The following is a 12236-nucleotide window of genomic DNA, read 5'->3' as shown; positions in this document are numbered from 1 at the left end:
CACGTCAGTCCCGCTTCACCCGGGCCATCACACGCAGATCGGTCTCGATCATGCGCACGTCGGTGAACGTCAGTGCGAGCTTGTCGTCGAGCGAAGTGAGGGCGGGCAGGTTGAACATGCCTTGCGCATCGCCGACGATGCTCGGCGCGAAGTACGTCAGCAGTTCGTCCACGCAGCCTTCGCGCAGCAGCGAACCGTTGAGCTTGTAACCGGCTTCCACGTGGATTTCGTTGAATTGACGCTCGCCCAGCGCACGCAGTAGCGCAGGCAATTCGACCTTGCCGTTGGGGTTCGGCAGATCGAGCACGTCGACGCCCAGATCGCGCAGTCGGGCCACGCGATCCGCATCGCCGTTGGCGCAGACAATGAGCGCATTGCCGCCTGCAAGCACCTTTGCCGTCGGGGCGATGTCCAGGCGAGAGTCGACGACGATACGCAGCGGCTGGCGCGTCGTTTCCACCTCGCGCACTGTCAGCGACGGATCGTCTTCGCGCACGGTGCCGATGCCCGTGAGAATCGCGCAGGCGCGCGCGCGCCATGCATGGCCGTCGGCGCGTGCCGCCGGGCCGGTCAGCCACTGACTCACGCCGTTGTGCAGCGCCGTCTTGCCGTCGAGACTCGCCGCCACTTTCATGCGCACCCACGGCGTGCCGCGCGTCATGCGGGCGATGAAGCCGATGTTCATCTCGCGCGCTTCGTTTTCCAGCAAACCGCAGCGCACCTCGATACCGGCATCACGCAGCATGCTCAGACCGCGCCCTGCGACGAGCGGGTTGGGATCTTCCATCGCGGCGATCACGCGCTTCACGCCCGCTTCGATGAGCCCTTTGGCGCACGGCGGCGTGCGGCCGTAATGGCTACACGGTTCCAATGTGACGTAGGCCGTTGCGCCGCGCACCGATTCGCCGCGCACGCGCGCGTCCTTCATGGCCTGCACTTCGGCGTGATCCTGCCCGGCGGGCTGGGTGAAGCCTTCGCCGATGACACGGCCGTCCTGCACGATGACGCAGCCCACGCGCGGGTTCGGCGTCGTAGTAAACATCGCGCGCTCGGCCAATGCCAGCGCGCGGCGCATGTAGTCAAAATCCTGATCGGAAAACATGAGACGTAAGATCGTCAGAGCATCAGCGGCCGGTCGGTCAACGCATTGTCCGGGGCTGCGCCAGCATGGGCTGGCAGGGATTCGCGCGCAATGCCGCGCAGGGTGTTCAGTGCGTCGAGCACGCTCTGGACGTAGCGTTCATCGCGAAACCCGGCGCTCATCTGCTTCACGACGGCTTCCCACCTGACATCGTCCACCAGCGCATTGATGCCTTTGTCTGCGATCAGCTCGATATCGTGATCGGCGATGTTGATGTACAGCAGTATGCCTGTGCGCTCGCTGGTGTGCGCGACACCCAGATGGTGAAACAGTTGAACGGCGCGTTGACGGCACGTTTGCCCGCGCCACACATTGGCGAGCGGCATGGCCGCTTCGATCACCAGCCGGATTTCACAACGATGCTCCGATTCGGATTCGCGGATCGAGGCTTCCAGCGTGTCGAGTGCGTTGTCGGGGAATAGCCAGCGGGCATGCGCCCGCCACGTGCCCGCGTGACGCAACCAGCGGGACACGTCGTGCGGTTTCGGTTGCATTGCAACTGCCGGTTCGTGTGCTGTCGTCATCGTCTTCACCAGTTGCCGGACGAGCCGCCGCCGTCGAAACCGCCGCCGCCTCCGCCGCCAAAGCCACCACCACCGCCACCACCGCCGTCGTTACGTCCCCAGCCACCGCCGAGTCCGCCCCCGATGCCTCCGCCAATACCACCGATCCCGCCGAACCCCCCGGGCCGATGCGTCCGCGCTGACCGGTGAGCACGCGCGAGCGCGGGTCGTTGGGATCGCTCGGCAAGCCGGGACCGCTGAAGCGCCGGCGGCCTTCCATGATCACCACCATCGCGATGATGAAGACGATGAAGAGCAGCGGCAGAAAATCGGACAAATCGGAGTGCGGCGCGCGCGTGGACGGCAGATTCGGTGCGGGCAACGCCTCGTTGTTCATGGCCGCCTGCACGGCCGCCGTTCCCGCCGCGATGCCGCCGAAGAAGTCGCCATTGCGGAAGTACGGTGCCATGACGTCGCGCAGAATGCGGCCCGAAATGGCGTCGGTGAGCGAGCCTTGCACACCACGTCCGACCTCGATGCGCATCTTGCGCAAGTCGTTCGGGTTGTCCTTCGCGATCAGCATGATGACGCCATCGTCCACGCCCTTGCGGCCTGCCTTCCAGGCGTCGGCGACACGGATGCTGTACTGATCGATGGTCTCGGGCGCGGTGCTCGGCAGCATCAGCACGAAGATCTGGCTGCCGCGTTGCTGCTCGTATTGCGCGAGCTGCGCCTCAAGGGCGTTGCGCTGCTCGGTGGTGAGCGTGCCGGTCAGATCGGTCACGCGCGCCGTCAGTGCGGGCACCGCCACCAGCGCTTGCGCGCTCGCGGGCAGCGCCAGCCAGCACAGACTGGCCAGCGCGAGTGCCCACAGCGCCAACAACGCCGACAACGCCCTCAAAAAGCGCTTCGGTTGCATGAGCGCTGTCATTGCCGCGGCCTCAGAACTTGACGGCCGGCGCCGTGGAGATAGCCTTCTCGTTATCCACGGTGAAGTTCGGCTTCGTACCGTAGCCGAACATCTTGGCCGTCAGATTGTTCGGGAACTGACGCACATACACGTTGTAGTCCTGCACGGACTGGATGTAACGATTGCGCGCGACCGTGATGCGGTTTTCCGTGCCTTCGAGCTGCGATTGCAGGTCGCGGAACAGGCCGTCGGCCTTCAGGTTCGGATAGTTCTCCGAGACGGCCATCAGGCGCGAGAGTGCGCCCGACAGCTCACCCTGCGCTTGCTGGAAGCGCTTGAACGCTTCCGGATCGTTGAGCGTCTCCGGCGTGACGGTGATGCTCGTCGCCTTGGCGCGCGCGTTGATCACCTCGGTGAGCGTGGCCTGCTCGTGCGACGCGTAGCCCTTGACCGTGTTCACCAGGTTCGGCACCAGATCGGCACGTCGCTGGTACTGGTTGACGACCTCGCTCCAGGACGCCTTGACCGCTTCGTCCTTGACCTGAATTTCGTTGTATCCGCAGGAGGACAGTAACGACGCGAGAAGTCCCAGCGCGAGCCATCGCACCCAGGATTGACGACGAAGGATCGGCAGTAGCATTTGCATGACGTTTTCCCCTTGTTATGACCGGACGGACATCCGGCAGACTGCGCAAAACGTGGCACGAACCACAGTGCAAATGGTAGGCGGGCTTTCGGACGCGATCATGCAATCGTCCCAAACGCGTCGCGCGCCGCGTCGATCGTTGCATCGATGATCGTGTCGTCGTGCGTGGCCGACACGAACCCGGCCTCGAACGCGCTCGGGGCGAGGTAGACGCCGCGATCGAGCATGGCGTGGAAGAACTTGTTGAAGCGAGCGACGTCCGACGTCGTCACTTCGGCAAAGCTCTGCGGCACGTTGGCGCGGAAGTACAAACCGAACATGCCGCCGACGCTGTCGCCGGAGAACGGCACACCGGCGGCCTGCGCGGCATCGACAAGACCGCTCACGAGCTTCGACGTGCGTTTGGCAAGATCTTCGTAGAAGCCGGGCGCCTGAATCAACTTGAGCGTGGCGAGCCCGGCGGCAACAGCCAGCGGGTTACCCGAGAGCGTGCCCGCCTGATAGACGCCACCGAGCGGTGCGAGATGCGACATGATGTCGCGGCGTCCGCCAAATGCTGCAGCGGGCATGCCGCCGCCGATCACCTTGCCCAGACACGTCAGGTCGGCCGTAATGCCGTAAAGCGCCTGCGCGCCGCCCAGACCGACGCGAAAACCGCACATCACTTCGTCAAAGATCAGCACGGCGCCGTGCGCGGTGCACAGCTCGCGCAGCGTCTGGAGAAAGTGACGCGAGCCGCGCACGAGATTCATGTTGCCCGCGACCGGCTCGACGATCACGGCCGCGATCTCGCTGCCCTGACCGGCGAACAGTTCGCGCAGTTGTTCGACGTTGTTGTATTCGAGAACCAGCGTGTCGCGCGTGACTTCGGGCGGCACGCCGGCCGAGGAGGGCGCGTTGCGCGTCGAGTCGGCAAACGTCAGCAGACCCGAACCGGCCTTCACCAGCAGGCTGTCGGCGTGACCGTGGTAGCAGCCTTCGAACTTGACGATCTTGTTGCGACCCGTAAAGCCGCGCGCCAGACGCAATGCGCTCATCGTCGCTTCGGTGCCCGAGGACACCAGACGCACTTGCTCGATGGACGGAACGAGCCGGCAGATTTCTTCGGCCATCAGGACTTCGGCTTGCGTCGGTGCGCCGAAGCTGAAGCCTTGCGACATGGCCGTTTGCACGGCGGCGACGACTTCCGGATGCAGGTGGCCGACGATCATCGGGCCCCATGAGCCGATGTAGTCGATGTAGCGAACGCCTTCGGCGTCCCACATGTAGGGGCCTTGTGCGCGGGCGATGAAGCGCGGCGTGCCGCCGACCGAGCGGAAGGCACGCACGGGCGAGTTCACACCGCCGGGAATGGTTTGCTGGGCGCGCTCGAACAGCGCGACATTCGTAGTGTTTTCGGACATGACTTCAGCTTTGCGGCGCATAGGCCTATTCACCTTAATGCGTCGATTCTAGCGGATGGCGTCAAAGTCCGGGACTTCTCGCGGCCGGGGGCTTCTGTTAGATTGAAGGCAACTTTCTCAACGCTAAGGAAATTCAAGGCCCTTCGACATGTCCACCGTCAACGCACAACGTCCTTCGATCACTGTCTCGTCTCTCGACCTCGATCGTCTTTATTCGGTCATCGAGAATGCGCCGCGCACGGCCCTGCCGTATGTGGAGGCACTCGAAACAGAGCTCGCCCGGGCGAGCGTCGTCGAGCCGGAGCAAATGCCGGCCGATGTCGCCACGATGAATTCGGTGGTGCGCTATCGCGACCTGAGCACGCAGCAGGAGCACCGCGTGACGCTCGTGTATCCGCAGCATCTCGCCACCACGGAAAACGGCATTTCGGTATTGGCGCCGGTGGGTAGCGCGCTGCTGGGTCTGCGCGTAGGCCAGTCGATTCACTGGCAAGTGCCGGGCGGTCATCTCATCGAGCTGGAATTGCTCGGCCTCGACTACCAGCCGGAAGCCGCTGGCGAATACCACCGTTAATTCCCTTCTCCGCAGCACCAATGGGAGATTCGGATCTCCCGAGTCTCCCAGTCATCTCCCCTGCAATTCCTGTAATTCCCGCAACTCCCCGCTCAACGACGTAGCCAGCCGCGCGAAATCGGCCATGCCAGCAGGCGACGATAGATGCCTTCGAGAATCGCCGCGAGGATACGGCTCGTCTCGCGTGCGCTCGCCGTGCGCATGATGAGCGCGACGACCAGCGACACCACCAGCGCGCCGAGCATGTCGACCGGCCAGTGCACGCCGAGGTAGATGCGCGCCCAGCACACCGGCAGCGCGCAAATCAGAAGGAGCTTGCCGAGCAGACGCGGCGTGCGGGCCACCGTACCCATCAGCACGAACGCCGACGTGAACATGATCGAGCCATGGTTGCTCGGGAAGGCGCTCGTCGGCGCGTGGGCGAGCAGATTCGTACCAAGGCCGACGACGAACGGTCGCGGCTCGAACCAGGCGAATCCGATGACGAAGTTGATCAGCAGCACGAGCCCCACGCCTAGCAGGCCGTGCACCGCGCCTTCGCGGTCGCGTCCGCCTGCAAGCCACAACGTGACGAGGCCCACCGGCAGCAGCAGGATCAGGTATTTGGCAATGAAGACGGCGATGGCCAGTTCGCCATCGCTAACATTGGGCGAGGCGTTGATCGCGAGAAAGAGGGCGCGGTTGAGCGAATCCATGAACTCCGGGGGGACGAATGCCTGCCGGAGGTTGAACGTGCGACCGGGGCGCTTTAGCGGTGCCGGCGCCTCAACGGCCGCCGGCCGACGGTTTGTGACGATTGCGTGACAGATTCTGAATGACCCGTCGCCGCGAGGAAAGTGCCATTTGTCATCATTTTGTAACACCTTGAATTGTCACTTTTCTTTCGACGCTCTCGGAGGTAGAATCGCGCCGTCATAGCTCTCAGGAGGTCCTTCCGTGGACAGTAGTTCTAGTGGTAGTTGCCGGTCGACCGAAGTCGACACCATCACCGCGAGTTAGTCCCCGGGATCTTCCCAGCCGCTAACTCGCATAGTCGGGTTGGCGCGCACCTCAGATGTACCTGTCGAATACCTTCACCCTTTAGCCGCAGCACTCGCGCGACGAAGGGTTTTGCTGGGTCGTACCGATAGCGTCCGTCTCTCGTAGCACGCTCCCTTATTAAGTTTTACGTCTGCCGTTCGGGCTGTCCCGTCGTGCGCGTGCGTTCGCGTGTTTTGCATGAAACGCGAACCCGCTTCCCACGCCGGACGGATGCCGTGCGGCCGGGAGATTCATCGTGTTCCGTTATTCCATGACCCTGCGCGGAGGCAATCCGCAAGCCCTGATGCTGCCGTCCCAGTGCCTGCATCACTATCACGTCGATCCGCACCCCGACGTCCCCCATGATGTCACCCATGATGTGGCGCGTTCCGGTGTGCTGACGCGTGCCGGGCAATGGCTGGCCTCGTTCGTACGCCATCGCGAGAGCGTCAAGCAAGGCTGACCCCCCGCGTCTTTCCGTTGTTACGTGAGGCGCCGGGGATTCTCCGGCGCCTCACAAGCCATTTCAGGATGTATCCATGCAACAAGCTCTCACGCTTAGCGAGCGACTGATTGCGGTGCTTGGCGCGCGCCTCGGCCTGCGCTTCTTCCGGCGCCGCGACATGCTCGAAACCCTCGACGCGCCAGCGCATGGCCACGAGGCACCACCGGGTCTGCTCGAAGCTGCTCGCGACGCCGGGCCGGACCTGCTTGCGCGTCTGCGCACCACCCGCGACGGGCTGTCCGACGACGAAGCCGCCACCGTGCGCGCGCATGTCGGCCCCAACGAGGTCGAACACGAAAAGCCGCTGCCCTGGTGGCGTCATCTCTTTAACTGCTACCGCAACCCGTTCAACCTGCTGCTCACTGCACTGGCCGCTGTGTCTTACGCGACCGACGACACCGAGGGAACGATCATCATCGCGTCGATGGTGATCATTTCCACGGTGTTGCGATTTGTGCAGGAGGCCCGCTCCAACAAGGCAGCGGAGAAGCTCAAGGCGATGGTGAGCACTACGGCCACCGTGCTGCGCCGTGAGCCGCTGATCGATGGCGCTACCGAGCCGGAGAACGTGCGCCGCCTCGGACGCATGGGCCGTGAAATCGCCCTCGCCGACCTCGTGCCGGGCGATATCGTGCTGCTCGCCGCGGGTGATATGATTCCGGCCGACGTGCGCATCCTCGTCGCCAAGGACTTGTTCGTCTCGCAGTCCGCGCTCACGGGAGAAGCGTTGCCCGTCGAGAAGTTTGCGCATCCGTGCCAGACAGGTGGTAGCGGTGGTAGTGGCGGCAGCAACCCGCTCGCTTACGACAACCTCGCGTTCATGGGCACGAACGTAGTGAGCGGCTCGGCCACGGCCGTCGTCGTTGCTACGGGCGGTCGCACCTTCTTCGGCTCGCTTGCGCAGCGCGTGAGCGCGCAGCAACCGACCGTCACGTCATTCCAGCAAGGCGTGAACCGTGTGTCGTGGGTGCTCATCCGCTTCATGCTGGTCATGACGCCTATCGTCCTGCTCATCAACGGTTTCACGAAGCACGACTGGCTCGAAGCGTCGCTCTTCGCGCTGTCGGTGGCCGTCGGCCTCACGCCTGAAATGCTGCCGATGATCGTGACGGCCACGCTTGCAAAGGGCGCGGTCGTGCTCTCGCGCAAGAAGGTGATCGTCAAACGGCTCGACGCGATCCAGAACTTCGGCGCGATGGACGTGCTCTGCACCGACAAGACGGGCACGCTCACGCAGGACAAGATATGTCTGGAACGTCACACCGACGTGTGGGGCAATTTCTCCGAAGACGTCCTCGAATACGCGTATCTCAACAGCTTCTATCAGACCGGTCTGAAGAACCTGCTCGATGTCGCTGTGCTCAATCACGCCGAGTTGCATCAGCGGCTGGACGTGGTCAATCGTTATCGCAAGATTGACGAAATCCCGTTCGATTTCCAGCGCCGTCGCATGTCGGTGGTCGTGAGTGAAAACGGCGATCACCACGAACTGATCTGCAAGGGGGCAGTGGAAGAAGTGATGGCGGTGTGCAACCGCGTGCAGCACGGCGCAAACGTCGAACCGCTCACGCCGGACGTGCTCGCCCAACTGCGTCGCGTCACGGCCCACCTGAACGCCGAAGGGCTGCGTGTGGTGGCGGTGGCGACGCGTCATCTGCCGCCCGTACGCGAGAGCTACAGCATCGCGGATGAAAGCGAACTCGTGCTCGTTGGCTACATCGCTTTCCTCGATCCGCCCAAGGAGTCGACAGCCCCGGCCCTCAAAGCGTTGGCGGCCGCAGGCGTGGACGTGAAGGTGCTCACGGGCGACAACGATCTCGTGACGGCGAAAGTCTGTCGCGAAGTCGGCTTGCCGGTGACGGCCTGCGTGCTGGGCGACGACATCGAAACGATGAGCGACGCCGAACTTGCCCGGACCGTCGAGCGCGCCAACGTCTTTGCGAAGCTCACGCCAGCGCACAAGGAGCGTCTCGTGCGCATGCTGCGCGCGAACGGTCACGTCGTGGGTTTCATGGGCGACGGCATCAACGACGCCCCGGCACTGCGCGCGGCCGACGTCGGCATTTCGGTGGATACGGCGGTCGACATCGCCAAGGAGGCGGCCGATCTGATCCTGCTGGAAAAGAGCCTGATGGTGCTGGAGCAGGGCGTGATGGAGGGGCGTCGTACGTTCGCGAACATGCTCAAGTACATCAAGATGACGGCCAGCTCGAATTTCGGCAATGTCTTCTCGGTGCTGATTGCGAGCGCCTTCCTGCCGTTCCTGCCCATGCTGCCGTTGCAGTTGCTCACGCAGAATCTGCTCTACGATCTGTCGCAGACGACGATTCCGTTCGATAACGTCGACGCCGAACAACTGACGAAGCCACAGCAGTGGAATCCGTCGGATCTGTCGCGTTTCATGGTGTTCTTCGGCCCGATCAGTTCGATTTTCGACGTGCTGACGTTCGTCGCCATGTGGCATCTGTTCGGTGCGAACAGTGCCGAGCATCAGACGTTGTTCCAGTCTGGCTGGTTCGTCGAAGGTCTGCTGTCGCAGACGCTGATCGTGCACCTGATCCGCACGCGCCGTCTGCCATTCATTCAGAGCCGCGCCGCATGGCCGCTGCTGCTGATGACGGGCGCGGTGATGCTGATCGGCATCATGCTGCCGCTGTCGCCGTTCGCCGAGACCTTTAAGATGCAGGCGCTGCCGCTGGCGTACTTCCCGATGCTCGCCGCAATTTTGCTGGCGTACGCCGTGCTCACGCAGTTGATGAAGGGCGTGTTCGCGCGACGGTTCGGGTGGCAGTAACGCGGCTGCGGTAGCCGTCCAAACCAAAAGCCAGCGGCGAGTCGTTCACCGCTGGCTTTTTTCATGGGGCTTCGGTATGAGGTTGAACCCGAGGCTCAGTCCGACGCTCAGTCGTCGACCCAGGTGCCCGACGGCCGGTCGAAGTGCTGCGGACGCGGTGCGAAGACGTCGCGTGCGTCGTCGAGTTCGAGGGTGACGTCGAGCGCGCCATCGTTGTCCTTCTTCGCGCTGCCGAGAGGATCGTTGCAGCATAGCCACAGCGACACATCCTTGGGCATGCCTTCGACGCGGAACGACTTGTGATTGCCGACGAGGAACGGTTCGCCGCTCTCGCCGAAGCGCCCGATGAGTTGGCCCATCAGGGCGTCGTGACCGTGATAGGGATACTCGTCGTCGCCGGAGACTTTGTGCAGATACGTCGCACCGGAATTCGGGGTGCGGCCGTTGGCGTCGCGGCGGCCGAACTTGCGGTCGTCCGTGCGCGTGCACCATTCACCGGACGCTCGCAGAATGACCTTCGGCGCGCTCTGCGCTCCGATCTTGTATCCCGTGTCCTGCCAGCCCTCGGTGGCGTACACCTTCATGCGCTTGTTGATGCGATCTGTCGTCATGACAACGCTCCATAGTTGACGGGGGGCCAAGAATGGATCGCCGACGGGGGCATCGGCGCTTTGCTACGCAATCTGCTGTCAGTTCGAGTGTAGACGCATCGCCTTGTCCGTCACCCCATAAGGACGGAGGCCCGCCTCCAAACGGCGATTGGGCGAGAGCGCGATGCCAAGCTCGGCGTACAGCTCATCGAACGCTTCGCGGGTGCCGATGAGCAACGCCGTCGTCTGTCCGCTGATGTCCGTGACGACGCTCACCAGCGTTTTCCCCTGAGACGTCTCGCGTGCAGCGACGAATTGCGTCGACGTGAGCGCGGCGAGCGTGGCGAATCGCTCGGCCTGCACCAGACCGCTGATCTGGAAGACCGGTTGCGCCGCGCCTGTCGAGCGAGACGCAAAGCGGATGTTCACGCCATCGCTGCGCACGCCTAATGCGGCGAACAGCTTGTCTCTTCCCTGTGTGCCGAGCGCGCAGGGATCGCCATGCACCCAGCGCGATATCGTGTTGCCGGTGATGCCGGTCGCGTAAGCGAGCCTTGCCTGCGTGGTGCCCGAGAGCTTGATCAGCAGACGGGCGACGGTGCGGTGACGCCGTTCGATTTCATCCATTGCGAGTGTCCTGTCAGGTGCGGTCATGGACCACGTCGGGGGCGGCATGCTGTCGATATCAGAACGCCATCGTGACTTCCAGTTGTGTGTCGATGTCCTTGCGAAGCGCGGCGGTGCAGGGCATGAGCGGGCGGCGCACCGTGTCCTGACAGAAGCCCAGCGACGCAAGTGCGGCTTTGATCGCTACTGGATTCGGCTCGGAGAACAGTCGTCGGATCAGCGGCTTCATGCCGTTGAACAGTGTGTTCGCGTGATCCATGTCGCCTTCGCGCACGTAGCGCATCAGCTTGAGGTAGAGGTCCGGGCGCACATGCGCTGCCGCCGAGATACATCCGACGGCTCCGGCGCGCAGCGCGGGAAGGATCTGCATGTCGTCACCGCACAGCACGCGCATCGTCACTTGCGAGGGCAGATGCGTGAGCGGGTGCGCGTCACACTCCTTGATGGCGGCGAACGACTCGTGCGATGCCAGCTCGCGGATCGTCTCCACGCCGAGCGTGACACCGGTGCGCAGCGGCACGTTATAGAGCACGAGCGGCTTGCGCGTACCGGCGGCAAGCGTGCGGTAGTGCCAGAGAATGCCTTCCTGCGAGGGACGCAGGTAGTACGGCGGCGGGACGAGATAACCGGCGAGCGGCAGGTCGTCGAGACTGCGGATCTGACGTGCGGCATTCGTCGTGTCGGCCGCACCGACACCGGCGAGCACCGGCGCGTGTCCGTGGGCGAGGTAACAGGCGGTCTCGGCGAGCCGGCGGCGCTCCTCATCGGTGAGCAGCGTGCCCTCGCCGGTAGTACCCGCGACTACGAGGCCGTTCACGCCCGCCGCGAGGTAATAGTCGACCAGACGTGCAAACGCGTTGTAGTCGATCTGGGCGCCATTGGCGCCTGACATGGGCGTGACGAGCGGAACCCACACGCCTTCGAAGATGGCTGTGTTCATAACCTGAAGCATCGGTATTGGCGAAGATCGCCGGGAGAGTCTCAGACGGCCGGACGCAGGCGCAGTGCGCCGAACTCGGCTTCCGGCAGCGATTGCATGACGACGTCCATCGCACGCGCCGCTTCGACGCGCGGCAAGGCAATCGACACGACAGCCGCCGTATCGCGCCGGATCGGACGAATCGTCTCGACACGCCACGGCAGCGGCAAGCTCATCGCCAGCGTGACGGCCAGCGAGGAGACCGCGGCGCGGCTGAGGGTGATGTCGAGCGTCGCGTCAAGGCGGGCGCGTGGGTTGTATCGATTGCGTTGACGCGCCACCGGGACGGTCTCGGCGGGCGGCGTGCCTGGCGTCGTCAGCGTGCTGGCAGGCGTTGCGGCGACGGCACTGTTGGCCGACTGCGCAGAGCTGAGTGATCTGAGTGATGCGCGGGCGGCGGCCGGTGTTGCGCTGAGCGCGCGCGAGGCATCGGCCGGGGTGGCGTTCGCACCAGGGGGTTCAAGGCTGACGCGTTGGGCGATTGAGGGCATGGCGACGTGTCGTTTTAACGACTGAAGTGACAACGAGGCCAGTCTAGGGAGGC

At 63.8% G+C, this 12236-nt stretch carries 13 protein-coding genes; 3 read left to right on the top strand and 10 right to left on the bottom strand.

The genetic code is table 11. From position 1 onward, the window contains the following. Positions 1 to 4: 4 nt before the first annotated feature. The 5 genes from ribD to hemL form a co-directional block, all read right to left on the bottom strand. Complete coding sequence (ribD, locus tag NA29_RS18405) at positions 5 to 1102, bottom strand: bifunctional diaminohydroxyphosphoribosylaminopyrimidine deaminase/5-amino-6-(5-phosphoribosylamino)uracil reductase RibD (protein ID WP_039400293.1); 1098 nt, start codon at positions 1100 to 1102, stop codon at positions 5 to 7. A 14-nt stretch (positions 1103 to 1116) separates the two neighbouring features. Continuing rightward, entirely contained in the window at positions 1117 to 1602 is a 486-nt protein-coding gene (locus NA29_RS18400; RefSeq protein ID WP_257125727.1) for a TPM domain-containing protein, read from the bottom strand. Then, the gene (locus NA29_RS18395) at positions 1493 to 2575 is read right to left on the bottom strand and encodes a TPM domain-containing protein (protein WP_257125704.1); all 1083 of its coding nucleotides are present in this window, start codon (positions 2573 to 2575) and stop codon (positions 1493 to 1495) included. Before NA29_RS18395 ends, NA29_RS18400 begins: the two co-directional genes overlap by 110 nt. A 10-nt stretch (positions 2576 to 2585) precedes the next feature. Continuing rightward, on the bottom strand, positions 2586 to 3200 hold the full coding sequence (locus tag NA29_RS18390) for a LemA family protein (RefSeq protein ID WP_039400290.1): 615 nt from the start codon (positions 3198 to 3200) through the stop codon (positions 2586 to 2588). Between the two features lie 98 nt (positions 3201 to 3298). After that, positions 3299 to 4603: a glutamate-1-semialdehyde 2,1-aminomutase gene (gene hemL, locus NA29_RS18385; RefSeq protein WP_039403966.1), complete on the bottom strand. Its 1305-nt coding sequence runs from the start codon at positions 4601 to 4603 to the stop codon at positions 3299 to 3301. Between the two features lie 148 nt (positions 4604 to 4751). On the opposite strand from hemL, the gene rnk reads away from it, so the two are divergent. After that, positions 4752 to 5177, top strand: a complete 426-nt coding sequence (gene rnk / locus NA29_RS18380; protein WP_039400288.1) for a nucleoside diphosphate kinase regulator — start codon at positions 4752 to 4754, stop codon at positions 5175 to 5177. Between the two features lie 92 nt (positions 5178 to 5269). Here rnk and NA29_RS18375 read toward each other — a convergent pair whose 3' ends face one another. Beyond that, a complete protein-coding gene (locus NA29_RS18375; RefSeq protein ID WP_039400285.1) occupies positions 5270 to 5872 on the bottom strand; it encodes a phosphatase PAP2 family protein in 603 nt (200 codons plus the stop codon). Positions 5873 to 6453: 581 nt separating this feature from the next. On the opposite strand from NA29_RS18375, the gene NA29_RS18370 reads away from it, so the two are divergent. Then, complete coding sequence (locus NA29_RS18370; RefSeq protein ID WP_150777565.1) at positions 6454 to 6660, top strand: hypothetical protein; 207 nt, start codon at positions 6454 to 6456, stop codon at positions 6658 to 6660. 76 nt (positions 6661 to 6736) lie between these two features. Continuing rightward, positions 6737 to 9496, top strand: coding sequence for a magnesium-translocating P-type ATPase (gene mgtA / locus NA29_RS18365; RefSeq protein ID WP_039400281.1), 2760 nt, complete (start codon positions 6737 to 6739; stop codon positions 9494 to 9496). Between the two features lie 107 nt (positions 9497 to 9603). Here the strand turns inward: mgtA and NA29_RS18360 are convergent, their stop codons facing one another. The 4 genes from NA29_RS18360 to NA29_RS18345 form a co-directional block, all read right to left on the bottom strand. Next, entirely contained in the window at positions 9604 to 10107 is a 504-nt protein-coding gene (locus NA29_RS18360) for a hypothetical protein (RefSeq protein ID WP_039400278.1), read from the bottom strand. 78 nt (positions 10108 to 10185) lie between these two features. After that, positions 10186 to 10713, bottom strand: a complete 528-nt coding sequence (locus tag NA29_RS18355; RefSeq protein ID WP_039400275.1) for a helix-turn-helix domain-containing protein — start codon at positions 10711 to 10713, stop codon at positions 10186 to 10188. A gap of 58 nt (positions 10714 to 10771) precedes the next feature. Then, positions 10772 to 11653 carry a 4-hydroxy-tetrahydrodipicolinate synthase gene (dapA, locus tag NA29_RS18350; protein ID WP_039400272.1) on the bottom strand — a complete coding sequence of 294 codons (882 nt, stop codon included), beginning with the start codon at positions 11651 to 11653 and terminating at the stop codon, positions 10772 to 10774. 41 nt (positions 11654 to 11694) lie between these two features. Then, complete coding sequence (locus NA29_RS18345; protein ID WP_039400270.1) at positions 11695 to 12183, bottom strand: hypothetical protein; 489 nt, start codon at positions 12181 to 12183, stop codon at positions 11695 to 11697. Positions 12184 to 12236 lie beyond the last annotated feature (53 nt).

Source organism: Pandoraea sputorum, assembly GCF_000814845.2.
In the GTDB taxonomy this organism is placed as follows: domain Bacteria; phylum Pseudomonadota; class Gammaproteobacteria; order Burkholderiales; family Burkholderiaceae; genus Pandoraea; species Pandoraea sputorum.
This window is presented reverse-complemented; position numbering and strand designations above follow the sequence as displayed.